This is a genomic window from Candidatus Accumulibacter cognatus (genome assembly GCF_000584975.1).
GTDB classification, from domain to species: Bacteria; Pseudomonadota; Gammaproteobacteria; order Burkholderiales; family Rhodocyclaceae; genus Accumulibacter; species Accumulibacter cognatus.
In genome coordinates this window covers 1-26,877 of record NZ_JDST02000097.1, presented here as the reverse complement: position 1 = coordinate 26,877, position 26,877 = coordinate 1, and the positions used below count along the sequence as shown (strand labels likewise).

Annotated in this window: 20 protein-coding genes and 1 tRNA gene; 9 read left to right on the top strand and 12 right to left on the bottom strand. The window is 60.4% G+C overall.

The features are described 5' to 3' along the window. Window positions 1-80: 80 nt before the first annotated feature. Window positions 81-764: a PEP-CTERM sorting domain-containing protein gene (locus tag AW06_RS16710; protein WP_034952380.1), complete on the bottom strand. Its 684-nt coding sequence runs from the start codon at window positions 762-764 to the stop codon at window positions 81-83. A gap of 98 nt (window positions 765-862) precedes the next feature. Then, a complete protein-coding gene (locus AW06_RS16705) occupies window positions 863-1,702 on the bottom strand; it encodes a DUF3750 domain-containing protein (RefSeq protein ID WP_246149234.1) in 840 nt (279 codons plus the stop codon). A 376-nt stretch (window positions 1,703-2,078) separates the two neighbouring features. Here AW06_RS16705 and AW06_RS16700 point away from each other — a divergent pair, with 376 nt between their 5' ends. Genes AW06_RS16700 through AW06_RS16690 form a run of 3 tightly spaced genes read left to right on the top strand, consistent with a single transcriptional unit; the run spans window position 2,079 to window position 6,859 of the window. Further along, window positions 2,079-4,001, top strand: coding sequence for a PrkA family serine protein kinase (locus AW06_RS16700; RefSeq protein ID WP_034952377.1), 1,923 nt, complete (start codon window positions 2,079-2,081; stop codon window positions 3,999-4,001). A gap of 42 nt (window positions 4,002-4,043) precedes the next feature. After that, on the top strand, window positions 4,044-5,318 hold the full coding sequence (locus AW06_RS16695) for a YeaH/YhbH family protein (RefSeq protein WP_034952374.1): 1,275 nt from the start codon (window positions 4,044-4,046) through the stop codon (window positions 5,316-5,318). Next, window positions 5,315-6,859: a SpoVR family protein gene (locus AW06_RS16690; RefSeq protein WP_034952372.1), complete on the top strand. Its 1,545-nt coding sequence runs from the start codon at window positions 5,315-5,317 to the stop codon at window positions 6,857-6,859. Before AW06_RS16695 ends, AW06_RS16690 begins: the two co-directional genes overlap by 4 nt. Here the strand turns inward: AW06_RS16690 and AW06_RS16685 are convergent. Then, window positions 6,824-9,502, bottom strand: a complete 2,679-nt coding sequence (locus AW06_RS16685; RefSeq protein ID WP_273704821.1) for a response regulator — start codon at window positions 9,500-9,502, stop codon at window positions 6,824-6,826. The two genes, AW06_RS16690 and AW06_RS16685, sit on opposite strands and share 36 nt — an antisense overlap. Window position 9,503: 1 nt before the next feature. Beyond that, a complete protein-coding gene (locus tag AW06_RS16680; protein WP_046536895.1) occupies window positions 9,504-10,250 on the bottom strand; it encodes an MBL fold metallo-hydrolase in 747 nt (248 codons plus the stop codon). A 364-nt stretch (window positions 10,251-10,614) separates the two neighbouring features. On the opposite strand from AW06_RS16680, the gene AW06_RS16675 reads away from it, so the two are divergent. After that, window positions 10,615-11,766 carry a class I SAM-dependent methyltransferase gene (locus tag AW06_RS16675; protein ID WP_273704822.1) on the top strand — a complete coding sequence of 384 codons (1,152 nt, stop codon included), beginning with the start codon at window positions 10,615-10,617 and terminating at the stop codon, window positions 11,764-11,766. A 123-nt stretch (window positions 11,767-11,889) separates the two neighbouring features. Here the strand turns inward: AW06_RS16675 and AW06_RS16670 are convergent, their stop codons facing one another. From AW06_RS16670 to AW06_RS16660, 3 genes are read right to left on the bottom strand one after another with little or no spacing between them, the layout of a single operon-like run. Further along, window positions 11,890-12,654: an arginyltransferase gene (locus AW06_RS16670; RefSeq protein WP_034952366.1), complete on the bottom strand. Its 765-nt coding sequence runs from the start codon at window positions 12,652-12,654 to the stop codon at window positions 11,890-11,892. A gap of 4 nt (window positions 12,655-12,658) precedes the next feature. Further along, window positions 12,659-13,366 (bottom strand): leucyl/phenylalanyl-tRNA--protein transferase, encoded by a 708-nt coding sequence (gene aat / locus AW06_RS16665; RefSeq protein WP_034952362.1) that lies wholly within the window; start codon window positions 13,364-13,366, stop codon window positions 12,659-12,661. Continuing rightward, the gene (locus AW06_RS16660) at window positions 13,363-14,472 is read right to left on the bottom strand and encodes an ABC transporter ATP-binding protein (RefSeq protein ID WP_034952359.1); all 1,110 of its coding nucleotides are present in this window, start codon (window positions 14,470-14,472) and stop codon (window positions 13,363-13,365) included. The genes aat and AW06_RS16660 overlap by 4 nt, the downstream gene beginning before the upstream one ends. Window positions 14,473-14,694: 222 nt before the next feature. Here AW06_RS16660 and AW06_RS16655 point away from each other — a divergent pair, with 222 nt between their 5' ends. Next, window positions 14,695-16,329: an iron ABC transporter permease gene (locus AW06_RS16655; protein ID WP_034952356.1), complete on the top strand. Its 1,635-nt coding sequence runs from the start codon at window positions 14,695-14,697 to the stop codon at window positions 16,327-16,329. Between the two features lie 44 nt (window positions 16,330-16,373). Here AW06_RS16655 and AW06_RS16650 read toward each other — a convergent pair whose 3' ends face one another. Continuing rightward, window positions 16,374-17,399, bottom strand: a complete 1,026-nt coding sequence (locus AW06_RS16650; RefSeq protein ID WP_034952354.1) for a Fe(3+) ABC transporter substrate-binding protein — start codon at window positions 17,397-17,399, stop codon at window positions 16,374-16,376. Between the two features lie 153 nt (window positions 17,400-17,552). Beyond that, a complete protein-coding gene (locus AW06_RS16645; RefSeq protein ID WP_034952351.1) occupies window positions 17,553-18,059 on the bottom strand; it encodes a C40 family peptidase in 507 nt (168 codons plus the stop codon). A gap of 353 nt (window positions 18,060-18,412) precedes the next feature. Between AW06_RS16645 and AW06_RS16640 the strand changes: the two genes are divergently transcribed. The 4 genes from AW06_RS16640 to AW06_RS16625 all read left to right on the top strand — a co-directional run bounded on the left by AW06_RS16640 (window position 18,413) and on the right by AW06_RS16625 (window position 24,655). Further along, a complete protein-coding gene (locus tag AW06_RS16640; protein WP_034952348.1) occupies window positions 18,413-19,408 on the top strand; it encodes an oxidoreductase in 996 nt (331 codons plus the stop codon). Between the two features lie 34 nt (window positions 19,409-19,442). After that, window positions 19,443-20,576 carry a diguanylate cyclase gene (locus AW06_RS16635; RefSeq protein WP_034952345.1) on the top strand — a complete coding sequence of 378 codons (1,134 nt, stop codon included), beginning with the start codon at window positions 19,443-19,445 and terminating at the stop codon, window positions 20,574-20,576. Window positions 20,577-20,620: 44 nt separating this feature from the next. After that, complete coding sequence (locus tag AW06_RS16630; protein ID WP_034952342.1) at window positions 20,621-22,519, top strand: propionate--CoA ligase; 1,899 nt, start codon at window positions 20,621-20,623, stop codon at window positions 22,517-22,519. 213 nt (window positions 22,520-22,732) lie between these two features. After that, window positions 22,733-24,655, top strand: coding sequence for a diguanylate cyclase (locus AW06_RS16625; protein ID WP_138677434.1), 1,923 nt, complete (start codon window positions 22,733-22,735; stop codon window positions 24,653-24,655). Between the two features lie 97 nt (window positions 24,656-24,752). Here the strand turns inward: AW06_RS16625 and AW06_RS16620 are convergent, their stop codons facing one another. From AW06_RS16620 to AW06_RS16610, 3 genes are all read right to left on the bottom strand, one after another. After that, window positions 24,753-25,865 (bottom strand): S-(hydroxymethyl)glutathione dehydrogenase/class III alcohol dehydrogenase, encoded by a 1,113-nt coding sequence (locus AW06_RS16620; protein WP_034952340.1) that lies wholly within the window; start codon window positions 25,863-25,865, stop codon window positions 24,753-24,755. Window positions 25,866-25,883: 18 nt separating this feature from the next. Beyond that, window positions 25,884-26,333 (bottom strand): DUF1178 family protein, encoded by a 450-nt coding sequence (locus AW06_RS16615; protein WP_034952337.1) that lies wholly within the window; start codon window positions 26,331-26,333, stop codon window positions 25,884-25,886. Window positions 26,334-26,373: 40 nt separating this feature from the next. Beyond that, window positions 26,374-26,460 (bottom strand) — tRNA-Leu (locus AW06_RS16610). Window positions 26,461-26,877: the final 417 nt, after the last annotated feature.

Here is a 26,877-nt window from a genome sequence, read left to right as displayed (position 1 = left end):
TGCCACAGAACCAATGCTCGAAAAAAACCTACACTTCTAAGATGGAAGCCCCCCCGGATTCTCGTCGAGTTGCAGGGACGCTACGCGGTGTGCCGCCACCGCAGGCAACCCAGACCAGCGATGCCGCCGATGAGCAGCAGCCAGGTCGACGGCTCGGGGACGAGCGACAGGTGCAGCGGGCCGCGCGTCGTGGACAACGGCGGGATGGTATCGAGCGACAGTTCGACGAACACGTCGAAGAAGCTGTCAATCCTGAATCTATCCCCTTGTCCGCCTTCTGCCATGATCGACGAAAAACCAGTAGACGGCACCGCGGGATCCAGCGTCAGTGTCAAGGTGTGTCCGAGCACCGGGCCGCTCAGCGAAAGCGCCAGCAGTTCGGTCGCCCAGATGCCAAGAGCGCTTGGCGATGTACGCCCGAAGATTTCCTCCTCGAGCGTGCCGGACAAGTTCACGGACCCGATCGGAACCCCTCCAAGGTTCGTCAAGGTGCCCACGTAGGACGCATTGGCGACGATGTTCTGACCTGATGAATCGAAAGTGGACGAAACGAGTGATGTCAGTGTAATCGTTCCCGGCACGACGCAGGCGCCCACCGCGGGGAAACAACCCACACCGATCGACGAAGCGTACGGAACGCCGAGGACCGGCAACGTTGGGGTGGCGGAAACGACGGACGCGCGTGCTGTCGTGACACAGGCAAGCAAAGTGATGATGCCGGCTGTCAGCGCGGCAGAAAAGCGTCGATGCGGACCAAACATCATGATGTTCTCCTTGCCAAAAAGATGGAGATGGACCTCGAGGATTCGAGATCCTGGCCACGACCTTAGCACGCTATCTTGCCGGCGTGCAATCTGGCCGGCTACTGGGGAAACCCCAACCGACCCAGTCCCGGCAGCTTGATGCCCGGCGACTTTAGATCTAGGCCGAGAGTGAGACCTAGCAGATTGATCTCGACACCCTCTTCCCAGCCGACCAGCACGCCGGCAACGCCGAGCACCGACACCTGCACGCCAGTGCCGCTCGGGCTACGCGCCAGTACGGCACCACCAGGCAGGAAATCCTTGCCAATCGCGGTCGGCGGCATGTCGACTCCCAGTTCGGGCAGGGCGCGCGCGATATACGCGACAAAGGTGTTGCTGTTTGGACCGGGCCAGGTCCGATAGGTGCTCGGATAGGGATAATTGCGCACGGCAAGACTGACCCGCTCGATCAGTGCATCGACGTGCGGCCCACGCACATCCGCGAGTTTCTCAGGGAAAGCGCCAAACCAGTAGTTATCCGGCCCGGCGCGATTGACCCGGACCGTGCTCATTCCCTGGTCCACGCCCCACCCGACGACCTCATGGCGGGTGTAGTGCCCGGCACCGCTCGGCTTGGTGACGATCCAGGTATGCACGCCGAAGGCGCCGCGCCAACCAACCGTGCGTGCGCCGTAGACCTGGATCACCGCTTCAGGCGTGGTGGCCGGATCGGGCGCCTGACCGGAGGAGTCGCGGCGTGCCGTTCGCCAGTCGTTCCCGGCGCGCTCGAGGACGGTGCATCCAGTCGAGATCGCCACCGGCACCAGCATGCACGCGGCCAGCGCGAAGCTCAGGCGGGTCGATCGGCGCATGATCGCCACCTTCTGCCCGCAGGCTGTCTCGATGAAGCCGTAACGCAGCGGAGTCGCGGTTGCTGTGCTCCAGTCATGGGACGGCACCTGTTGATTCGTGAAGAATTGCTCATCGGAAAATTTTACACCTTGCCGTGGCACTCTCCTTGCAATGACATCGATAGTGTCATTACGCACCAGTCTGGTGCACACTCGTCGGAGGGCCTCTCCGCAACGCCAGGATCATGGCCGTGCCAACCACTGCAAAGCACCATCAGGCATTTCCTCCAGCAGAGGGCCAATCACGAGGAGCTCGCCGGTGCCCGACATCGGTCGCCAATGCGCGGCACGGAAGCCATCGGGTCAGCCATCAGGGGAACTGGCGCGTTATTTGCTTGACCAAAAGTGATATGCGTCAGTGCCGATTCGACCCGGCACGGTCGAGATCATCGGGGAGGATACAACCCGTTTATTGGAGATCACCATGGACATCGTCAGTCATTTTGCCGCCCGCTTCGACCGCACCCGTGAAGAGGAGCTTTCGCTGGAGGACTATCTCGCGGCGTGCAAGCGAGATCCGCTGAGCTATGCCAGTGCCGCCGAGCGCATGCTGCGCGCCATCGGCGAGCCGCAGACGGTGGACACCCGTAATGACCCGCGGCTGTCGCGCCTTTTCGCCAACAAGGTGATCAAGATCTATCCGGCCTTTGCCGAGTTCTACGGGCTTGAAGACTCCATCGAACAGGTGGTGAGCTACTTCCGCCACGCGGCACAGGGGCTTGAAGAGAAGAAACAGATCCTCTACCTGCTCGGTCCGGTCGGCGGTGGCAAGAGTTCGATCGCCGAGCGCCTTAAGTCACTGATGCAGGAGGTTCCTTTCTACGCGATCAAGGGTTCGCCGGTGAACGAGTCACCGCTCGGCCTGTTCGATCCCGATGAAGATGGTGCCATCCTCGAAAAGGAATACGGCATCCCGCGCCGCTACCTCACGCGCATCCTGTCGCCGTGGGCAGTGAAGCGGCTTGAAGAATTCGGCGGCGACATCCGCCGCTTCCGGGTGGTCAAGCGCTATCCGAGCGTGCTCAAGCAGGTCGGCATTGCCAAGACCGAACCCGGTGACGAGAACAATCAGGACATTTCGAGCCTGGTCGGCAAGGTCGACATCCGCAAGCTCGAAACCTATGCTCAGGACGACCCGGACGCCTACAGCTTCTCGGGCGGCCTGTGCCTTGCCAACCAGGGACTGCTCGAGTTCGTCGAAATGTTCAAGGCGCCGATCAAGGTCCTGCACCCGCTGCTGACCGCGACGCAGGAGGGCAATTTCAAGGGCACCGAAGGCTTCGGCGCGATTCCTTTTGACGGCGTCGTGCTCGCGCACTCGAATGAAAGCGAATGGAAAGCATTCCGCAACAACAAGAACAACGAGGCCTTCCTGGACCGCATCTACATCGTCAAGGTACCTTATTGCCTGCGTGTCTCCGAGGAAGTAAAAATCTACGAGAAGCTGCTGCGTGGTTCCTCGCTTGCGCAAGCTACCTGCGCGCCGGGAACCCTGCCAATCATGGCGCAGTTCGCGGTGCTGACGCGCCTGAAGGAACCGGAAAACTCCAGCCTGTATTCAAAGATGCTGGTCTACGATGGCGAAAACCTCAAGGACACCGACCCACGCGCCAAGAGCTACCAGGAGTACCGCGATTACGCTGGCGTTGATGAGGGAATGAGCGGCATTTCGACCCGCTTCGCCTTCAAGATCCTCAGCAAGGTGTTCAACTTCGACTCGACAGAGATCGCTGCCAACCCGGTGCATCTGATGTACGTGCTCGAACAGCAGATCGAGCGCGAACAGTTCCCGGCCGAAACCGAGGCGAAGTACCTCGCTTTCATCAAGGAACACCTGTCGGTGCGCTACGCCGAATTCATCGGCAAGGAAATCCAGACCGCGTACCTGGAAAGCTACAGCGAGTACGGCCAGAATATTTTCGACCGCTACGTTACTTACGCCGATTACTGGATACAGGATCAGGAGTATCGCGACACCGATACCGGCGAGGTATTCGACCGCGCCTCGCTGAATGCCGAACTCGAGAAGATCGAAAAGCCCGCGGGAATCGCTAACCCGAAGGATTTTCGCAACGAGATCGTCAATTTCGTGCTTCGCGCGCGCGCCAACAACCAGGGCAAGAACCCACTGTGGACCAGCTATGAAAAGCTGCGTACGGTCATCGAGAAGAAGATGTTCTCGAACACCGAAGAGCTGCTGCCGGTCATCAGCTTCAATGCCAAGGCCAGCGCCGACGACGTCAAGAAGCACGAAGACTTCGTCAATCGCATGGTCAACAAGGGCTACACATCGAAGCAGGTACGACTGCTCTGCGAGTGGTATCTGCGTGTCCGAAAGAATTCTTGAGATGGGTGACCCGGCATCAATCCATGGCGTGGAGGATCTCCCATGCAACAGATCATCGATCGAAGGCTAGCCGGTAAAAACAAGTCGATCGGCAACCGTGAACGCTTCCTTCGCCGGCACAAGGAGCAGATCCGTGAGGCGGTGAAGCGCGCCGTCGCCGGGCGTGACATCCGCGACATCGCTCAGGGCGAGGATATCCCGATTCCACGCCGCGACATCAGCGAACCGGTGTTCGGTCACGGCCCGGGCGGACGACGCGAAATGGTGCATCCAGGCAACCAGGATTTCGTTCGCGGCGACCGCATCGACCGTCCACAGGGCGGCAGCGGTCGGGGCGGTTCCGGGAAGGCTGGCGATTCCGGCGAGGGAGAAGACGACTTCGTCTTTCACCTGACAAAGGAAGAGTTCATGCAGGTCTTCTTCGACGACCTGGCGCTGCCCAACCTGGTGCGTACGACGCTCGCCGACACCCCGGCCTACAAGACGCACCGGGCCGGCTTTTCCAGCGACGGGACGCCGAACAACCTGCACGTTGTTCGCTCCATGCGCGGCGCCATCGGCCGGCGCATCGCGCTCGGCAGCCAGGCGCGGCGGGAACTGGCCCGCCTTGAAGCACTTCTCGAGGCCCTGCTCGCACCGCCCGTTAACCCGTCGCGCCGGCAGGAAATCCAGGCCCTCGAGGGTGACATCGAAGCGCTGCGCGCGCACATCGCGCGCATCCCTTATCTCGACCCGATCGATCTTCGCTATCGCAACCGTGTGCGGACACCCGTGCCGACCGCCCGCGCGGTCATGTTCTGTCTGATGGATGTTTCCGGTTCGATGGACGAAGCGCGCAAGGACCTGGCGAAGCGCTTCTTTATCCTGCTCTACCTCTTCCTGACCCGGCACTATGAACGGATCGACATCGTCTTCATCCGACATCACACGCAGGCGCAGGAAGTCAGCGAACACGAATTCTTCCACGCCACGGAAACCGGCGGGACAGTCGTCTCGAGCGCGCTTGTCCTCATGGAGCAGATCATCCGCGCCCGCTACCCAAGTGGCGAATGGAACATCTACGGCGCACACGCCAGCGATGGCGACAACTGGCACAACGACAGTGCGCGCTGCCGTGAACTGCTGGCGAACGCAATTCTGCCGCTGTGCCGCTACTTCGCTTATATCCAGGTGGTCGAGCAGGAGCAGAACCTGTGGCAGGAATACGCAGCGCTGGCGGCCATCACCGACGCCTTCGCGATGCGCAAGGCCAGTACGGCCGACCAGATCTATCCAGTGTTTCGCGAGCTGTTCAGCAAGGAAGTGAGGGCAATATGAACCATACCCTAAGCGACCGGCCGCTGCCGGCCCAGACGCCGGCGGCGAAACTGCCGGCGCCAAGCGACTGGACCTTCGAGCTGCTCCATCAGTATCACGAGGCCATCCGCAGCACCGCTCGGCGCTTCGGCCTCGACACATATCCCAACCAGCTCGAGATCATCACCGCTGAACAGATGATGGACGCCTATGCCTCGGTCGGCATGCCAGTCAACTACCGCCACTGGAGCTATGGCAAGGAGTTCATTGCCACCGACCGGAACTACCGGCGCGGCCAGATGGGTCTGGCCTATGAAATAGTGATCAATGCCAACCCGTGCATCAGCTATCTGATGGAAGAGAATACGATGGCGATGCAGGCGCTGGTGATCGCACATGCAGCCTACGGCCACAATAGCTTTTTCAAGGGCAACTACCTGTTCCGGATGTGGACCGACGCCTCATCGATCATCGACTACCTCGTCTACGCCAAAGACTACGTCGCTGGCTGCGAAGAGCGTCACGGCATCGACGCGGTCGAACTGTTGCTGGACAGTTGCCATGCGCTGATGAACTACGGCGTGGACCGCTATCGCCGGCCGAGCCGGCTGAGCCTTTACGAAGAACGTGCTCGGGCGGCGGATCGCGAAGCCTATGCGCAGCGGCAGGTCAATGAACTCTGGCGCACGTTGCCGCGACGACCAGAAAGGGAGGCCACCGAGAAGGAGGCGACACGTTTTCCCGCCGAGCCACAGGAAAACCTGCTCTATTTCATCGAAAAGAATGCGCCGCTGCTCGAACCCTGGCAGCGCGAAATCGTTCGCATCGTCCGCAAGGTGGCGCAGTACTTCTACCCGCAGCGGCAGACGCAGGTGATGAACGAAGGCTGGGCAACCTTCTGGCACCATCACCTGCTGAACACCCTGTACGACGATGGCTACCTCACCGATGGCCTGATGATCGAGTGGCTCAAGTCCCATACCAATGTCGTGTTCCAGCCGCCGGTCGGCCACCCGTCCTACAACGGCATCAACCCCTATGCGCTGGGTTTCGCAATGTACTCCGACATCAAGCGCATCTGCGAAGCGCCCAGCGACGAAGACCGCAACTGGTTCCCGGACATCGCCGGCAGCGACTGGCTGGCCACTCTCGATCACGCGATGCGCAATTTCAAGGACGAAAGCTTCATCGGCCAGTACCTGTCGCCACGCCTGATGCGCGCCTTCCGTCTGTTCGCGATCGTCGACGACGAAAAGGCGCCGAAGCTGGAAGTTTCCGCCATCCATGACGAAGCCGGCTATCGCATTCTGCGCGAGGCGATGTCGCGTCAGTACGACCTGGGTTCGCGCGAACCCAACATCCAGGTGTGGAGCGTCAACCTGCGCGGCGACCGTTCGCTGGTTCTCCGCCACACGCAGCACAACGAGCGCCCGCTCGACGACAGTGCCGAGGAGGTGCTCAAGCATGTCGCGCGGCTGTGGGGCTTCCCGGTCCATCTCGAGAGCATCGACAGCAAGGGCAAGAGGTCACGCCATTGGCTGGTGACTCCCGTCCCCGACTGAAGCCGACATCACCCGGGTTCCCTGTGCGTGTAATTCGCGCAAGGCGACGAGAACTCCCGGTAGCGCCCTTTCGGCGTTTGCCAGCAGGTGCCTGGCGTCGTCGTCGACACGACCGCTACGACCAATCCTTTCCAGTTCCTTGCACAGAGCCGCCAGGTATTCGGCGCCGACATGGGTACAGCTTGACGTTAGGCCGTACGCTGTCTTGCGCAAGCCGTCTGCGTCGCCGGTCGCGATGGCCGCATGCAATTTTGCCAAGCGCGCCGGCGTATCGGCGAGGAATGCTCTGATGACTGTGTCAAGCAGGCGGGCATCATCGGCCCCAGGTATCTGTCGGATGATGTCCAGGGCGCGCGGGTTGATTGCCTGCCCAGTGTCGGGAACCTCTGGCTTGCTGTGCTGCGAGGTTGGCGAAGCGGCTGCCGCGCTGGACGGGACGACCGTCGTCCTGGATGAGGCAACGCCCGTGCCTGCCTGCGGCAACCAACGCCAAAGGATCGACGACAAGTGGTCGCGGGTGAAAGGTTTGCTCAGGTAATCATCCATGCCGGCAGCGAGACAGCGTTCGCGATCCCCTTCAACGGCGTTGGCGGTCAGCGCCACGATCGGCAATGGACGGTACAACAGCCCTTGCTCCTGCCGCCGACGGATCTCTCTGGTGGCCTGAAAACCGTCCATTTCCGGCATCTGGCAATCCATCAGAACGAGATCGAAGCGCTCCCTGGACAAACATTCGATCGTCGCTCGGCCATTTTCCGTCACACTGCAGGTGACGCCGAGCGATTCGAGCATGGCACTGGCGACCGTCTGATTGACCAGATTATCCTCGGCGATGAGTACCCGCCCAGTGAGTACATTCTTTCGGTCGAGCACCGGCGACGACCGGTGCTCGACCGGCGATTCGAGAGCCTGCAACGCCAGCAGGGTGGTCATTGCTTTGAAGAGCTCGGAGTGACGCACCGGTTTGCTCAGATAGCAGTCTTTCCTGATCGCCGAACGCTCGGGAGGCGTGACGCCGGTGCCGCTGGCCGACACGAGCAGGATCAGCGGCAGTGCTGCGTAGCGCGGATGTGCGCGAATCGCGCGTGCGACGGAAAAACCATCGATACCGGGCATGTGCAGATCAAGAATCGCCAGATCAAAGCGATGACTCTCCAAGCGGTCAAGCGTTTGCAGGGCGTCCTGTCCGCTGCTGGCAATGGTGTAGCTCATCGACCAGCTCCGCAAACAGTGGGCAAGAATTTCGCAGTTCGTGGCATTGTCATCGACGATGAGCACCGACAGCCCTCTCAGCCCCTCCGCGAACGGGTTGACCGCACGCGCATCGCTCGTCTGTTTGAGCAGTGGCATCTCGAACCAGAACACGCTGCCTCGCCCGTGCTCGCTGATCAAACCAATCTGACCGCCCAGCATTTCGACCAGTTTTTTGGCGATGGCCAAACCCAGACCGGTGCCGCCGAAACGCCGGGTAGTCGAACCGTCTGCCTGGACGAAGGCATGGAACAGGCGGCTTTGCTGGTCTTCGCCGATGCCGATACCGCTGTCCTGGACTTCAAGGCGGAAGTGCGCCTGCTTGTGGTCCTCATGCAGCAGTTTCACGCGCACGACAATTTCGCCCTGGCCGGTAAATTTGACGGCGTTGCTGACCAGATTGGTCAGGATCTGGCGCAGTCGAACCGGATCTCCCTTGACGGCGACCGGCAGCTCGTGCGGGACGCTGCAAAGCAACTCGACCCCTTTGGCTGCAGCGGGCTGGGCAAATAGCTCGCCAACGCCTTCGACCAGTTCGCGCAGGTCGAAGGGGATGCTCTCAAGTTCGAGCTTGCCGGCCTCGATCTTCGAAAAATCAAGGATATCGTTGATAAGGCTCAGCAAATGCTCAGCGGACTGATAAACGGCATCGGCGAAGCGCCGTTGCGGTGGGCTGAGTTCCGTACCGCGCAGCAATTCGGTCATGCCGAGAATACCGTTCATCGGCGTGCGTATCTCATGGCTCATGGTGGCCAGGAACTGGCTCTTGGCGCGACTGCCGGCTTCCGCATTCTTCTGTGCCCGATGCGTGGCATCGACCATGCGGTTTAGTTCCGCATTGACCCGTTCGAGCTCCTGGACCTGAGCGAGGTGCAAGCTCACGTCCTGGGCGATCAGGATCATGCTATGCTCATGTCGCTGCACGCCGGTGATCGCGGCACAGTGAACCTCGAGTTGCCGAACCTCGCCGTCGCGCGTGCGCATCCGCACGCCAACGGGATCGCCCGCAACCTCCGAGACAACCGCCATCGCCAAGGACCGCAGTACATCACGTCGCGCAGCAGCTTCGACCCGAGCCAGCGCTCTGGTGCCGATGAGTTCGTTCGCAGTAGTACAGCCGGCCAGAGACTCGGCAGCGGCATTCGCCATCATGACCCGACCCCACGGCCGGCTGACGACCAGAATCGGTAGCGGGGCCGTGTTCAGCAGCCGATCCAGAAACTGCTTGGAGGCCTGGAGGCTCGATTTGGTCGCCGTCAGCTCGTCCAGGGAACGTGTCCATTGCTCACGTATCCGCGTTAGTTGCTTGACACCGATTTTCAGGAGGACATTCTCCCGCTCCAGGGTGGCAAGACGCTTGGTCAGATCCGGGTCGGCATCCGGAAGGACCATTTCACTCGATTCCAGCGTAGATGATGTCGAGTCCGCAACGCAGTTTCCGCAGATAATCGATGGCCGCGGGGACATCTTTCCTGGTGATGATGGAGCCATGTTGTGGCAGGATCGCCTCGACGTTCACTCCGACCAGCTTGTTGGCAAAACCACGCGCTGCCACATTCGAGGCCATGTAGTCCAGGTGGAACAAATCCATCGCCGCGACATGCTCCTCAAAGGATTCCACGACCAGGCTCCAGTTGATGTCGAGAGCGGCCCAGATGTCACCCGAAAACAGGTAGCGCGAAGCGGTATCATACGTGACAAAGGCTCCGGGGAAGTGCAGGAAGGGCGCCTCGATGAAGCGCAACGCGCCACCCGATGGAAGCGGATAGACGCCGTGCTCTTCCACCTCGAACGCCGGGTAGTCTGGTTTGCCGTAATGCGGCAGCAGGACATGGGTGCGAGGCGTCGAAATGATTTTCAAATCAGGATTGACCTCGAGCCAGTCCACCATCGAAGCCCCAACGTCCGGATCCTGATGGGAAAGGATGATGCCGGTCACTTTCTCCGGTGCCACAATCTGACCTACCCGTGACTTCACCTGCCCGAAATAGGTGCGGTTGCCCGGGTCCACCAGGACAACTTCATCGCCGTCCCGAATCAGATAGGTATTGCAGCGAAATGCGGTCTCATCGGTAATGCCCAGCCAATAAACCGCATGTCGGCCATCGGAGAACAATACGGTCGGACTCTCCAGACTCATCGTGACGCCTGCCAAATCATGAGTGTTGATGATGATTCCTGTAAATGGAAAACAGATCCAGATCCGCTCAAGGGCGAAAAAACATCGCTGACAATGACGTCGCGATGCAAGGAGAGGAAAAAAGATGGAAAAAGAGTAGAAAATTCAAAGCCAATCGAGAGAGTATATGTTCCTCATCGCCTGTGGTCAATCGTGAATTGTTGATGTTACAGTCGCGGAATCCCGGACTCGGAAATCCCACATGACCGCCCCTACTCTGTTCGAAGAACTGCCCGACGACCCTTCCTCCCGAAGCGCCAGGAACAGCCTTCGCGACGTCATTCGTCTGGGCCAGGTTTTCACCCCCCCGGCGGTGGTCTCCCGAATGCTCGCCCTGCGCCGCAATCACGGTCGCACGCTCGAACCCTCTGCCGGCGACGGGGCCTTCAGCCGCCAAATTCCCGGCTGCGTGGCGATCGAACTCGATGCCCGCGTCGCACCGAAGGGAGCGCGAGTCATGGATTTCTTCAGCTACCCGGCCAACGAACAGTTCGACACCATCATCGGCAACCCACCCTACGTCCGTTACCAGGACATTGCTGCCTGCACCAGGAAGCTGCTCGACGACACGCACTTCGACGGGCGCTCGAATCTTTACCTGTTCTTCATCGAAAAATGCGTTCGCCATCTGCGCCCGGGCGGCGAGCTGATCTTCATCGTCCCGCGCGAGTTCATCAAGCTCACCGCTGCGCGGAAGATGAACGAGTTTCTGTTCCACCAGGGGACGATGACCGATTTCATCGAAACCGGCGATTCGAGCATCTTCGGCGCCTATGTGCCGAACTGCGCGATCTTCCGCTTCGAGCGGAACCGCTTCGAGCGACGCATGCATGACGGTCGAACCTTTGCTTTGGTGGACGGCCAACTGATGTTCCTGAAGTCCAGCTACACCCTCCCGCTCGCCCAACTCTTCGACGTCAGAGTCGGTGCCGTCTCCGGGGCCGACGCCATTTTCACCCACCCCAAGGGCAACCGCGAATTCGTCTGCTCGCGCACCATCGACACTGGTGAAACACGGCGCATGCTCTACGGCATTCAGCATCCGCATCTGCTACGCCACAAAGCCTCCCTGCTCGCTCGTCGCGTCCGCCACTTTGACGAAACCAACTGGTGGCTCTGGGGCCGCCAGCACCATATCAGCGAGTCTCCACGCATCTACGTCAATGCCAAAACACGTCGCCAGGCCCCCTTCTTTCTACACGACTGCAAGGACTACGACGGATCGATCCTGGCGCTGTTCCCGAAGGATCAGGATATGGATCTTCAACTGGCGATACGGTTGCTGAATTCGGCGGTGGATTGGGCGGAGTTGGGTTTCGTTTGCGACGGCCGCTTCCTGTTTACGCAGCGTACCTTGCAGACCTGCTTGCTGCCCGGGGAGTTCTCCCAACTCAGGGCGATCCACTTGGCGAGCGCCAACCCAAAGGACGCAAAGCAGCGAAAACATATTCGGCCTTGGCCGCGCCCAAGGCGTTAAGCAATAACAATCTGGGCGGAGGATCGACGATGCAATCATGCGGTCATGGAGCAGCAGGCAACAGTCAGAATCTGGCCGATTTGTTTGCTGCTGACCAATTTAATTGTGGGCATAATCAGCACATCAGCGGTTGCCTTGGATTTCCTGTCCTTCCATGCGCGCTCGCAGATCGATCCACTGCCCATCGAACAGCCCTTCGATCGGTTTGAAGTTTGCCTTGTAAGCCATCTTCCGGCTGCCGCGAATCCAGTAGCCTAGGTAGAGATACGGCAGACCATTGGCAACACACTGCGCGATCTGCCAGATGATGTTGTAAGTGCCAAGAGAGGCCGGCTGCAGGTCCGGGTCGAAGAAGGTGTATACCGATGACAGGCCGTCGTTCAGGACGTCGAGGATGCTCACCATGCGCAAGCCCCCTGCGTCGGTGAACTCGATCAGCCGGGTATCGACGCGACTCTGCAAAAGGAAGTGTGTGTATTGTTCGTGGCTGTCCTGATCCATACCGCCACCCGCGTGCCTAGCCGATTGATAGCGCATATAGAGCTGATAATGCTCATCGCGAAAGCCGAGCGGCCGCTCGTGTGCCTGCAGACCGGCGTGCATTCTGATGCTTCGGCGCTGGCTACGGTTCGCCTGGAAGCACTCGACCGGCAGCCGCACGGGAACGCAGGCGTGACAGTCGTCGCACTTCGGCCGGTAGGTGAAAACCCCGCTGCGCCGAAAACCGCTGCGGACGAGTTCGCCATAAATCTCGGTGTTGATCAGATGGCTTGGTGTCGCAACCTGCGAACGCGCCCTTTCGCCAAGCAGGTAGCTGCAGGTATAGGGCGCCGTGGCATAGAACTGTAACAGCGAAAAGGGCAACTCCGAATCGTTGATTCGAGACACGATCTTAAGTCCAGGCTTGGCTGGCGCCGTCGGCCGGCCATCGACCAGGTTGCCAGGCCTGCGCCACCAGCGCCCGCAAGCGGGTCATGAAAACAGAACGCGGTATCTCGCACGCCCCGAGAGAGGCAAGATGCGCCGTGTTCATCTGACAATCTATCATGCCGAATCCCTCTTGTTCAAGGAAACGGGCGAGATGCGCCGCAGCAACCTTGGAGGCATCGGAGACCTGCGCGAACATGGACTCTCCATAGAACATGCGGCCAATCGCCAGGCCGTACAGGCCCCCCACAAGCTTTCCTGCCATCCAGGTCTCCACCGAATGGGCGACTCCGAGCTGGAAGAGTTGCCAGTAGGCATGCTGCATTTCAGTGGTGATCCAGGTACCGTTCTGACCGGCACGCGGCACCTCGGCGCAGGCGCGGATCACGGCTGGAAAATCGCTATCCAGCTTCACTTCGAAGCGACCCGAACGCAAGCTGCGGCGAAGTGAACGCGAGATTCGGAATTCGCCCGGAAAAAGCACCATGCGCGGGTCCGGGCTCCACCACAGAATAGGCTCACCCTTTGAGTACCAGGGGAAAATGCCCCGCTGGTAAGCGTCGAGCAGGCGCTGCGCGGACAGGTCGGCACCGGCACAGAGCAGTCCGTTGGGCTCGGCCAGCGCCAGTTCCAACGGCGGAAAAGGGTGTGTGCGATCGATCCAGGGAATCATCGATGGGACGGGATGGACGGCACCTTCGCCCGGAAGGCACGGGTTGCGGTCTTGAACGCGACGACATGGTCGACGTCGAGTCGAATGCCGATCTTTTCGCCAAGGGCGTGATTGTGGTGCGATGGAACCAGCGAGAGCACTTCGACGCCGCTGGCCAGGCGCAAAGTGTAGAGAATTTCGGCTCCCCGAAAGGCCTTGTACCGAACTTCCGCCTGCAGCTCGCTCAGGTCGTCGTGGATGATGTCGTCCGGACGCAGCAGGACTTCGACGCCACAACCCTGACCACAGGCATCGCATCCCTGGCTGCATTCGAGTGGCAGTCGTGACTGGAGGACGCCCAGTTCGACTTCGATCCTGCGCTCGTCGATCACTCTGCCGTGCAGGAAAACACCCTGGCCAACGAAGTCGGCGACAAAACGGTTCGCTGGCTGGTGGTACAAGCGATAAGGCGTATCCCACTGCTGAATGGTTCCCTCGGCCATGACGCCGATCTCATCCGCCATGGCGAAGGCTTCATGCTGGTCATGGGTAACCAGTACCGCGGTGATGTTCTGGTTCTTGAGGATTTCACGTACTTCGAGCGACAGGCGCTCGCGCAAGTCGACGTCCAGATTCGAGAACGGTTCGTCAAGCAGGATCAGTTGTGGGCGCGGAGCCAGTGCGCGCGCCAGTGCGACACGCTGTTGCTGGCCGCCCGAGAGTTCATGGGGATAATGGCTACCCTGGCCATTCAGGCCGACAGTGGCCAGCAATTCGGCCACCCGGCGCCGACGCTGGCCACCATCGAGACCGGTCAGGCCGAAGCCGACGTTGGCCGCAACCGTCAGGTGCGGGAAAAGCGCGTAGTCCTGAAAAACCATGCCGATTTGCCGTTGCTCCGGCGGCAGCTTGTATGCGGGGCTGCTGACGCGGCGACCCTGCACGCGAATCTCGCCAGCGGCAATGTCCTCAAAGCCGGCGATACAGCGCAACAGCGTGGTCTTGCCGCAACCCGACGGTCCCAGCAGGCAGGCAATGTTGCCAGTTTCGACGCAAAAGTTCACGCCATTGACGACGGTATGCGATCCGTAACGCTGCACGATGCCAGTCAGTTCGAGATGTGCCATCAGGGTTTGCTCGCCAAGGAGTGCCGGTTAATGCAAAAGTCACGTCAGCGACTCATCAATCTCCCTCGCCCGCCAGCGGGGTCGGGGGGTGGGAAACAGCATGACTGCCATAATCGTGGGGGTACGGAAGCCGGTCATGACCGTCATGGATCATCGATTTTCGGTTGTTACATCTAGGAAAAGGCGACTTGTCAATTATAATTCTCATTTACGCGAAGAACCATGACCAAGCCGCGCCTCAATCCCCTGCTCGTCGTTTCTGCTGTCGTCGCGGCCCTGGTCGGACTGCCGGTGGCGAGCGTTCTGACCAACATCCTGAGCGGCGGCACCAATGCCATCTGGTCACATCTGGCAGCGACGGTGCTACCGGACTATGTGGCCAATACCCTGGTGCTGTGCTTTGCTGTCGCCCTCGGGGTCGTCGTCGTCGGGGTAGCCACAGCCTGGCTGATCGTTATGCATGATTTTCCTGGGCGGCGTGTCTTCGAGTGGGCTCTGGTGCTGCCGATGGCCATGCCGGCTTATGTGCTGGCTTATGTGTATACCGACTTCCTGCAGTTTGTCGGCCCGCTGCAGAGCTTCCTGCGCCAACTCTTCGGGTGGAGCAAGGCGGACTACTGGTTTCCCGAGGTGCGCAGCCTTGCTGGCGCGGTCACCATGTTTATCTTTGTTCTCTACCCGTATGTCTATCTGCTCACGCGAACAGCTTTCGCCGAGCGCGCCGGCGGTATGCTCGAGGCCTCGCGCAGCCTCGGTTTGGGGCCTTGGCGCAGCTTCTTCCGGCTGTCCTTGCCACTGGCCAGACCGGCCGTAGCTGCGGGTACGACCCTGGCGCTGATGGAAACCCTTGCCGACTATGGCACGGTTTCCTACTTCGGCGTTCAGACCTTCACTACCGGCATCTACCGTGCCTGGTTCTCGCTCGGCGATCGCATTGCAGCAGCCCAGTTGGCGGCGGCACTGCTCGCTTTCGTCATCGTGCTGCTGCTGGTCGAACACGCTTCACGTGGTCGTTCGCGTTTTCACGACACCAGCGGACGCCGGCACCCGATCGCCGGTCGGCGTTTGCCGGGCTGGCGCGGCTGGCTGGCCATGGTAGCCTGTGCCGTGCCGCTGGGCATCGGCTTCCTGCTGCCCGCCTGGCTGTTGCTGCGGCTGGTATTGCCCGAGGTCGATACACGCTTCGGCACCCATTTCGTCGCGCTGGCACGCAACAGTTTCCTGCTCGCGGGCTTGACGGCAACCATCGCCGTTACCCTGGCAGTGCTGCTCGCCTATGGCGCACGCCTGTCAAACGGGCGGCTGGCACCAGCACTCAATCGCCTGGTTAGCCTGGGCTACGCGGTACCCGGCTCAGTGATCGCCGTGGGCGTACTGATTCCGGTGACACGTCTTGACCACTGGCTAGCCGGGCAATGGCAGAGCTGGTTTGGCGACAACCCGGGACTGCTGATCACCGGTGGCATCGCCGCACTGGTCTATGCTTATCTGGTGCGCTTCCTGGCGGTCGCCCTGCAGTCGATAGGCGCCAGTCTGGCAAAAATCACGGTCAGCATGGACGACGCGTCGCGCAGTCTTGGACTCGGCCAAGTGGCGACGCTGCGACGGGTGCATCTGCCGATCCTGCGTGGCAGCTTATTCACGGCCGGTCTGCTGGTGTTCGTCGATGTGATGAAGGAACTTCCAGCTACCCTGGTGATGCGCCCTTTCGATTTCGACACGCTGGCAACACAGGCCTACACACTCGCTTCCGACGAGCGTCTCTCCGAAGCCGCCAGTGTATCGCTGGCGATTGTGACGGTTGGCGTGCTACCGCTGATCGCGCTGTCGCGCCAGATTTCGCGCGCGCGCCGCTGAGAGGGCGGGAAACGACCAGGTGCTTGCGAGGATGGGCCGACCGGTCAGCGATAGCCGGATCGGTCGAAGATCATTTGCGCCTTGGCACGATACATCGCCAGCGAGCCAACCGGCAAGGTATCGGCCTTGAACTTCCCGAGGGCTTCCAGCGCCGGGTTGCTCACCTTGACGCCCGCCACCACAGGCCATTCGTTGTTGCCGTCGGCAAAATAGCGTTGCGCCTGGTCACTGGCCAAGTACTCCAGGAACTTGACCGCGGCCTCCCGATGCGGCGCGCTCTTCAGGACGCCACCGCCGGAGACATTGATATGGGCACCGCTACCCTTCTGGTCAGGCCAGACGACAACGATCCTGTCCATCGTCTGGCGATCCTCGGGCTTGTCCGAACGCATCAGGCGCGCTAGATAGTAAGTGTTGGAGAGGGCCACGGCACATTCGCCAGCTGCCACCGCCCTGATCTGATCGGTATCGCCGCCTTTGGGTGGGCGAGCGAAGTTGGCAACGACCCCCCTTGCCCACTCCTCGGCTTTCGTTTCACCCTGATGGGCGATGATCGAAGCCATCAACGACAGGTTGTAGGGGTGAGAACCCGAGCGTGAGCAAACCTTGCCCTTCAGTCGTGGATGAGCAAGATCGCTGTAATTCTGCAACTCTTCGGGCTTGATGGCACCTTTGGCATAGATGATGACGCGTGCGCGGATGGAAAACGAGAACCAGTCATTGGTACGCAAATGCGCGGGAATACGGGCTTCGAGCAGCTGCGAGCGCAACGGCGCAAACAGCCCCATCTCGTGTGCTGCCGCCAGACGCGCGGCATCGACCGTCAACAGGACATCCGCCGGACTGTTGGCGCCCTCGTTGCGAATCCGTTCCAGCAACTCGTCTTCCTTGCCCTCGATGCGCTTGATGGTGATTCCGGTTTGCTGTGTAAAGCCGTTGTACAGGGCTTCATCGGTCTGATAATGACGGGCCGAGTAAAGGTTCAGCACCTTCTCCTGAGCCTGTGCACTGACGAGAGGCGCAGCGGCGAACAGCAAGCTGATCAGCGTATGGGAAAGGCGAAAGTTCATGGTAATGGCTCCAGGTGAATCGATGCGGGTTGATGTCGTCGGCCGCATGATAGCCGCTGCCCGTTTTTTTGTAAATGAGAATCGTTGTCAATAGACGACAAAAAAAACGACGCGCTGCGTCGTTTTTTGTCCCACGCGAGAGTGCTTGACTCCTTAACGTGCCAGCAAGCGCCGAGCTCCGTTGTAACGCTGGATCCAGTAGCTCTGACGCATGTCTTCGACGCGAACCTCGGCGCCGGTGCGCGGTGCATGCATGAAGCGGTTGTCTCCGAGATAGATGCCGACATGCGAAAACGCGTGTCGCATGGTATTGAAGAAAACCAGGTCGCCGGGTTTCAGTTCATGCTGGGCGATGACTGCACCCACTTCGCTTTGCTCGCGGGCACTACGCGGCAACAGAATGCCGATCGCTTCCTTGAAGACAAGCTGCACGAAACCACTGCAGTCGAGACCGGTGTCCGGATTGGTACCACCGAAACGGTAGTTGATCCCGATCAGCTCGAACCCCTTGAGGATCAGATCCTGCGCGCTGCTGGTATAACGTTCGAATAGCGAAGGCTCGTCGACCGGCTGCTGTTCGCCGGAATGGGCCAAGCCAACCCATGAACAAGCAATCAGGGCGGCGCTCAAAAGCAAGGTCAGGGTGTTATTTCTGTTCATGGAAACGAAATTTATGTGAAAAATGTCACAATGTAAACCCCCTGTTGGCCTGCAGTTGAAATAGAAAGCAGTTCAAGTATTCACTGCAATCCAATAAATTAAAAGGATAAATGAATAGATTTAGCACATCGGAAGGATGGTGCACTGCAAATGGGATTGCCTGTAGGAACGCGGTATAGTCTGCGGTTGCGGCATGTTTCCGTTCGGCAACCCGTTTCCTCTGAGGTAAATGGGCGGTCTTCGATGACACTCAAAAATACCGGGGTTTGTGTTTATAATCGGCGGCCGTTGTTGACGCGGGGGTTGGACCACCGCTGTCGTTGTGCCCATCCGATCCACTACAGGGAGTGCGCATGAGTCCCTTCAAGGCTTATCTGGTCGAGGAACACGAAGGTCTGACGCGAGCAGGCTGGGTCACCATGGACGAGTCACAACTGGACCCGGGCGAAATCACTATCAAGGTCGCTTACTCCAGCGTGAATTACAAGGATGCGCTGGCGGCCACCGGTGCCGGCCGAATCATCCGCCGTTATCCCTGCGTCGGCGGCATTGACCTCTCGGGTACCGTCACTCGCAGCAGCGACCCCCGCTTCCGGACGGGCGATGCCGTGATTGCGACGAGCTTCGACATCGGCGTCGCCCACCACGGCGGCTACGCCGAATACGCCAGGGTGCCCGCCGATTGGGTGGTCCCGCTCCCTTCCGAACTGTCGCTGCACGCTGCCATGGCCCTGGGAACAGCCGGGTTTACGGCTGCCCTGGGGATCGTGCGCATGGAAGAAAATGGCCTCGATCCGAGCAAGGGCCCGCTCATTGTCACCGGGGCAACCGGTGGCGTCGGAAGTCTGGCAGTGGACATGCTGGCCGCGCGAGGCTATCAGGTTACAGCCCTGACCGGCAAGGAAGAGCAAACCGATTATCTGAAGGGACTCGGTGCGAAGGCAGTGATGTTCCGCTCGGCACTCGATCTGACGCGCATCCGGCCACTCGACAAGGCACTCTGGGCAGGAGCCGTTGATAACCTCGGTGGAGAGGTTCTGGCGTGGATCATCAGCACCATGAAACAGGGGGGAACGATCGCCAGCATCGGTCTCGCCGCCAGTCATTCACTCAACACCACGGTCATGCCCTTCATCCTGCGTGGCGCCTGCCTGCTCGGGATCGACTCGGGCTATATCGGCGAGCCGTATCGCAACGGCGTCTGGCAACGCCTAGCCGGCGATCTGCGACCGCAACATCTCCAGGAAATGGTACGTACCATCCGTTTTGACGATTTGCCGGGAGTCTTCGACGATTACCTCAAGGGTCGTGTCCGCGGTCGGGTTGTGGTCGAAATTGCCGGCGCCTGAACTGCGCCGAACCGGAAACGAATCTCGAGACGCGATGAACAACCCGAAGCAGCGACCTCGCATCCTGATTGTCGACGAATCGCGAATGGCGCGTGCAGCGCTTATCGAACAGGTTCGTGAACATTACGATTTCCGCGAGGAAGTCAATGGCGAAGCGGGTTGGCAGGCACTGGTTCTTGACCATTCAATCCAGTTGGTAATCTGCGCGTTGTCGATGCCGATGCTTGATGGCGACGGTCTACTCGCGAGGGTTCGCGCATCCCGGCTTGCCCGCCTGCGTCAGATACCGGTGTTGATGATCGCCAGCGACAATGAAGAGGCGCATCAGCGTGCCAAGGAACTCGGGGCTTCCGACTTCATCCGCAAGGAAACCGGCCGTACCGAGCTGCTCGCACGCATCGCCTTGCTGCTGCCGTTTGGACAGGCACAGGACAAGCTCGGCGAGAGTTCCGGACGCCATCCGGATACCGGGCTGCCAACACGTCAACAGGTCGACATGCAGGCGGCGCAGACCCTGTCGTATGCGCAGCGACACCAGGTACCGGCAAGCCTGCTGGTGATGGCTTTCGACCGCTTCGACGAACTGCGCGAAGCGCACGGTGATGAAGTAGTCACGGAGATGCAGAAACGTTTCGTGAGCATGCTGGCGAACAAATTGCGAAAGGAAGACTGCCTGGGCCACTATTCCGACAGCGAGCTGGCGGTGATCTCGGTTGGCACCCCCTACCCGGCCTGCGAAGTCTTTGCCAATCGCCTGCGCGAAGCCTTCGCGGTCGCCAAGATCGCGGTGCACGGGCAACGCCTTGATCTATCGATCAGCATTGGCGTCACCAATACGCCGGTCGACCGGGTGGCCTCCGCAGCCACGCTGCTCAGCCTCGCCGGTGAGCGTCTTAAGATCGCACAACAGGCCGGCGGCAACCGCGTCATCGCCTGTGTCGAGAAACCATTGACCGAGATCCCGGTACCCAGGCTTGGCCATGCCATCGACCTGATCAGGACCGGCCGTGCGAGGGCGGTGATCCCGCATCTCGTCCATCTTGGCAAGGAAGTACTCCCCTTTCTGGAACTGCTGGAAAGGGAGTGGAAGTTGGGCCTGCCTATGGCAGATATTCGCAGCAGAATCCTTGACCGGGAGCACGAAGTCCAAGACACTCGGCAAGCGTAGTTTCCACCAGTGCAAGTGGTTTACATTTTTGAAGAGGGAGTCTCATGACGACAATCCAAGAGTTTCATAAAAAATCAATCGAACAACCGGACGCCTTCTGGGGCGAAGAGGCCAAAAGCATCGACTGGCACAAGCCGTTTACTCAGGTCCTCGATTATTCCCGTCCGCCGTTCGCCAAGTGGTTTGTTGGCGGCGAGACCAATCTTTGCTATAACGCGGTCGACCGTCATGCCGCCAAGCGCCCGAATGACCGTGCGCTGGTATTCATTTCGACCGAAACCGACCAGGAAATCGTTTATTCCTTCGCCGACCTGAAGCAGGAAGTCATGCGCATGGCGGCGGTCATGCAGAGCCTCGGCGTCGGCAAGGGCGACCGCGTTCTGGTCTACATGCCGATGATCGCCGAAGCGATGTTCGCCATGCTGGCCTGCGCACGCATCGGCGCCATCCACTCGGTGGTCTTTGGCGGTTTCGCTTCCGGGTCGCTGGCCACGCGTATCGACGATGCGACACCGAAGCTGGTGGTCTCGTCGGACGCCGGCATGCGCGCTGGCAAGGCCGTCCCCTACAAGGACCTGCTCGACGAAGCGATCTCCCTGGCCGAACACAAGCCGAGCAAAGTGCTGATGGTAGACCGGGGTCTCGACAAGGGTTTCAACAAGGTCGAAGGCCGCGACGTCGACTACGCCACACTACGCGCCCAGTTCATGGACGCCGACGTACCGGTCACCTGGCTGGAGTCCTCAGAGCCGTCATACATCCTCTACACATCCGGCACCACCGGCAAACCCAAGGGGGTGCAGCGGGATACCGGCGGCTACGCGGTGGCGCTGGCCTCGACACTGAAGTACATCTTTTGCGGCAACGAGGGCGAGACCTATTTCGCCACTTCCGACATCGGCTGGGTCGTCGGCCACTCCTACATCATTTATGGCCCGCTGATCGGCGGCATGTGCACGATCATGTACGAAGGCACGCCATTGCGGCCCGATCCTGGCATCTGGTGGCAGATCGTCGAGAAGTACAAAGTCAACGTGATGTTCTCGGCCCCGACCGCGGCGCGCGTCCTCAAGAAACATGATCCCGCGTACATGCACAAGTATGATCTGTCGAGTCTCAAGCACCTGTTCCTCGCCGGAGAACCGCTCGACCAGCCGACGCACGAGTGGATCATGGGGGAACTCGGCCTGCCGGTGATCGACAACTACTGGCAGACCGAAACCGGCTGGCCGATTCTGTCGGCAATGCCGGGAGTCGAAAAGACCGAGATCCGCTTTGGCACGCCGAGCTTCCCGGTCTATGGTTACAACCTCAGGATCTTCCGCGAGGACGGTACGATCTGCGACCCGGACGAGAAGGGGATCGTCGGCATCGTGCCACCGCTGCCACCGGGTTGCCTGTCCACCGTCTGGGGCGACGATGCGCGCTTCGTTTCCACCTACTTCTCGCTGTTCCGCGAACCGCAGGTGTACTCCTCGTTCGACTGGGGTATCAAGGACAAGGACGGATATCACTACATCCTCGGCCGCACCGACGACGTGATCAACGTTGCTGGCCACCGTCTCGGAACTCGTGAAATCGAAGAGGCCATCCAAGGGCATTCGGCAATTGCCGAAGTGGCCGTGGTCGGTGTTGCCGACCAGCTCAAGGGTCAAATGCCGATGGCCTTTGCGGTGGTGAAGAACGCCGACCACATCGCCACGCCGGAACTGGTGGCCGCGCTCGAGAAAGCGGTTATGAAGAAGGTAGACGAGAGCCTCGGCGCGATCGCTCGACCAAGCCGCGTACACTTCGTGACGGTGCTGCCGAAAACCCGCTCGGGCAAGCTGCTGCGCCGCTCGATCCAGGCACTTGCCGAAGGCCGCGATCCGGGCGACCTGACGACCATCGAGGATCCCAAGGCCCTTGAACAGTTGCAGCTTGCGCTGGGCAGCAAGACCTGATCGGAACCTGCCAGGAGATCGGCAACCAATTGCCAGAATTTGCCTGCCGCCTGCAGAGGCGGCAGGCTTTTTTATTGCAGCCGGCAACTGCCCATCAATAATACGGATCGATCAGGGCAGCCACTGTGCACGAGCCAGCCGTATCTACCCGCGCCGCCAATGGCCGGGCTTTTTGTAGCATAATCAGGTGGAAACTTTGGACCTGAGGCCTTCTTGATCAAATTTGTCGACCCCGACCGCTATCGCTCGATGAAGGCAACGGGCAAGTTGCCATCACCGAAGGGCGTTGCCTTTTCGATCATCAAGCTTTTGCAGCGGGATGATTACCGGGTCTCCGAACTGGTGCGGCTGGTTCAGTCCGATCCCGCCATCGCCGGACGCCTGCTCAAGTTTGCCAATGCCGCTGCCTTCGGCCGTACGCGGCCAATCGTCTCGTTGCAGCGTGCCATCGTCGCCCTCGGTTCTTTCCGGGTGCGTGACCTGGTGATCGGCCTCTCGGTCATGCATAGCCATGCCAGCGGACAATGCGCCGAATTTGATTACGCAGGTTTCTGGGGACATTCCCTGGCCACCGCCATCGCCTGCCAGGAACTCGCGCATTTCGTCCAGATTTCGAGTGAAGAACTGTTCACCATCGGGCTCCTGGCGCGGGTCGGCGAACTCGCCATGGCTTCGCTGTACCCCAGCGAATACGCCCTCGTGCTGCTCGCAGCCAGGGAAAGGCACAGACAGCTGGCGGACCTCGAACGGGAATCCTTCAACATGGACCACTATCAACTCGGTGCGACGATGCTCGCCGAGTGGGGCCTGCCCGAAATGCTGATTCAGGCCGCCTACCATCATGAGCAACCGGACCTCGCCGGTTTTCGTGATGGCTCACGGGTACTGACGCTCACCCACTCGCTGAATTTTGCGCGCTCGCTCTCGGAAGTCTGCATGGCCGAAGAAGAGGCGCGCTGGAGTCTCCTGCCCGGCCTGCTGACGCGCGCCGCACGCCTGGGCATCAGTGGTGATGCACTCAACGACGTGGTCGATCGGATGGTTCGCCGCTGGCGCGAATGGGGTGCGATGCTGCAGGTTCGCACCCAGGAGATGCCCCCCTTCGCCGAGATTCTTGCCGCCAGTCCACCGAGCCTGCGCGTCAGCTCGACTAGCCAGGAGCAGAACAGCAAGCTCGCTTCGCCGCGCCTGCAAGTGCAGCTGGTCGGCATTCCGCAAGCGGAACTGCCCACCCTGATCCAACAGATCGAAACCCTGGGTCATCAGCCGACACCGGTCGATCACAGCCCCGAGGGGCTCAAGCGCGCCTTGCGCCAGCCGGCCCAGATCGTGATCGCCGACATGGCCATGCCGGGGCTGAAACCGGCAGCATTCTGCCGCCTGCTGCGCCAGACCTCGGCCGGCAAGGAGAGCTACGCGCTGCTGCTGGCGTTGCCAGGAAGCGAGCGGCTGATTCTCGAAGCCATTGATGCCGGTGCCGACGACGTGCTCGTCAAACCGCTGAGCATCCAGACCCTGCGCGTCCGCCTCAATACTGCAACGCGGATGCTGCTGCTGCGCGAAGAAATCCAGCGCGAACGCCGCGGCATCATGCGCTCGACCGATGAATTTGCGGTCACCCACAAGCGCCTGCTGCAGGAAGCCCTGACCGACCCGCTGACACAGCTGCCGAACCGCCGCCACGGCCTCGATTTCCTCGCCTCGGAGTGGGCCTTTGCCCAGTCCAACGGCCTGCCGATGGCCTGCCTGCTGCTCGACATCGACCACTTCAAACGCATCAACGACACGCACGGTCATGCCGCGGGCGATGCTGTCCTGCGCCAGCTCGCAGACCTTCTCAAACGCACCTCACGTGTCGAAGATCTGGTCTTTCGCTATGGTGGCGAGGAATTTGCCGCCGTTCTGCCCAATGCCAGTGCCCGTGCCGCGGCCCAGATCGCCGACCGGATCCGCAGCGTCGTCGAGAAATACAGCTTTCTCTGGGAGAATCAAACGATTCCGGTCACCCTGAGCATCGGCGTCGCCAACCTCAATGGCGCAGAAAAAGACAGTCAGGCGCTGATCGAGAGCGCCGACGCCGCACTCTACCAGGCCAAGAAAAGCGGCCGCAACCGCGTCGTCGTCGCTGCCGGTTGACGAGAGGTCGATCGCCAACACCAGTAGCTTAGATCGCATTTTCCGAAGAGTGCCGCCCCGTGATGACGGAGGCGATGAAGTAATCGCTGCCGCCCGCTCAGAAAAGAATCACCGAACGGATGCTCTTCCCGGCATGCATCAGCTCGAAAGCCTGGTTGATGTCTTCGAGCCCCATGGTATGGGTGATGAAGGTGTCGAGCGGAATCTCGCCGCGCTGCGCACGCTCGACGTAGCCCGGTAGTTCGGTACGGCCGCGCACGCCTCCGAAGGCCGAACCGCGCCACACCCGCCCGGTCACCAACTGGAAAGGCCGCGTCGAAATCTCTTCGCCGGCGCCGGCAACACCGATGATCACCGACTCTCCCCAGCCCTTGTGGCAGCACTCGAGTGCAGCACGCATCACGTTCACGTTGCCGATGCATTCGAACGAATAGTCGACCCCTCCGTCGCAGAGGTCGACGATCACTTCCTGGATCGGTCGGTCGTAATCGGCCGGATGGATGCAGTCGGTGGCGCCGAGTTGCCGGGCAATGGCAAATTTAGCCGGGTTGGTGTCAATGGCGATGATTCGCCCCGCCTTCGCCATCACCGCACCGATCACCACTGACAGACCGATGCCCCCGAGGCCGAAGATGGCGACACTGGCCCCTGGCTCGACCCTGGCAGTATTGATCACCGCGCCGATTCCGGTGGTTACCCCGCAGCCGAGCAGGCACACTTTCTCCAAGGGCGCATCACTGGCGATCTTCGCCAGCGAGATTTCCGGTAGCACCGTGTACTCGGAGAAAGTGGAAGTGCCCATGTAATGAAAGATGGGCCTGCCGTTTCTTGAAAAGCGGCTGCTGCCATCGGGCATCAGGCCCTTGCCCTGCGTGACGCGAATGGCCTGGCAGAGGTTGGTCTTGCCCGACTTGCAGAACTTGCACACGCCGCACTCGGGTGTGTACAGCGGAATCACATGGTCGCCGACGGCCACCGAAGTCACTCCAGCACCGATGGCCTCGACGATGCCGCCCCCCTCATGCCCGAGAATGCTCGGGAAAATCCCTTCCGGGTCGGCACCTGAAAGCGTGAACGCATCGGTATGGCAGACACCGGTGGCGACGATGCGCACCAGCACCTCGCCCTGGCGCGGCGGATCGACATCGACTTCCGTGATTTCCAGGGGCATGTTTGCAGCCCAGGCAACGGCAGCGCGTGCTTTGATCATCGTTCACTCTCCTTGAACTCAGTGAAAATCCCCTGGCTTCAGACGGGCCAGGCGGAACACCTCGATCCCCTCTTCCAGCAGCGCTTCGACCTCTTCGGTGCTGGCCTCACCGCGAATCGAGCGCGCCGGCGCCTCGACATAGTGAATTCGTCTGGCCTCGTTGGCAAAGTCAGCGCCGACATCCTCGCAATCGGCGAGCAGCATTTCGCTCAATTGCCGGAAGGCGGCGAGCGCACCAACGCGCATGTCGGTCGTTAAGTCTGGTGTCGATGGCTGCTTTACAGGAACTGCCGCGGGTTCTTTGGGTAAGGTCAGATGCACCGCGGAAGGCACCCGGCGAATCTCTAGCGAAGCGCAGTGCGGGCAGGCGATCAGGCCATTGACGAGTTGACTGTCGAAATCCTCTCGCGACTGAAACCAGCCTTCGAATTGATGGTCGTGCTGGCAGGCAAGGTCAAAAATGATCATCGGGAACCAAGGCAGAAAGCACTCAGCGAAAGACAGAGGGTGGTGCCCGGAGCCGGGGTCGAACCGGCACGGCCGCCAGGCCGAGGGATTTTAAGTCCCTTGTGTCTACCTATTCCACCATCCGGGCAGCAATTTTTCAAGCAGTGACAACCATTCCGCAGACCAACGGAAGCCGGCAATCCGCGCCATTTAACAGTGCGGCGAGTCAAAATCTGTGCACCTCTTACGGGCTTTCCGAGAACACATGATAGCAGACGAGAGGGTATCCTGATGGAGCTATTGCAGCAGTTGGGTGCAACTACCCGGTGAAGGCGCCCTGCAGAAAAGCAGGAAACCGCGAAGAAGATGCCGAGGCGTCCCGGGTGTATGATGTCGCCTTTAGCGTTGGCTCGATTCGGGATGCATGCTCTTACAGCGATTTGTCAGCAGCGGCCCGACTGCGCCGCCACCGCTCCATCCCGGCAATGGCCTCCGGCTGCATCTGGCAATCGCCTATCGTTCCAACCGTTAATGTTAGTTAATGGTAACTACTCAGTAGCCCCAG